1 protein-coding gene is annotated in these 329 nt (G+C 68.4%); it reads left to right on the top strand.

Annotation, left to right across the window (positions count from 1 at the left end; translation table 11 throughout):
• Positions 1-329, top strand: a 329-nt coding sequence (locus PO768_RS29165) for a cadherin repeat domain-containing protein (RefSeq protein ID WP_272648849.1), incomplete at both ends; no start/stop codon positions are given.

Here is a 329-nt window from a genome sequence, read left to right as displayed (position 1 = left end):
GCGGGCCAGGTGGTCTACACGGCCAGCAGCACCGACGCAGGCGACATCGCCACGGGCAGCACCAGCTACAGCCTGAAGGCGGCGGGCGACCATGCGGCCTTCAGCATCAACGCCAGCACCGGCGCGGTGAGCCTGACGGGCAACCCCGACTACGAGACCAAGAGCAGCTACAGCTTCACCGTGGTGGCCACCGATGCGGCGGGCAATGCCAGCGAGCAGGCGGTGACGCTGGCCATCAACGACCTCGTCGATGAGACCGCGCCCAGCGTTGCGAGCATTGCGATCAGTGGCGCCACCGGCGTGCTCAACAGCACGCTCAACGCCGGCGA

It is taken from the genome of Paucibacter sp. XJ19-41 (genome assembly GCF_028462495.1).
Lineage (GTDB): Bacteria > Pseudomonadota > Gammaproteobacteria > Burkholderiales > Burkholderiaceae_C > Roseateles_E.
This window is presented reverse-complemented; position numbering and strand designations above follow the sequence as displayed.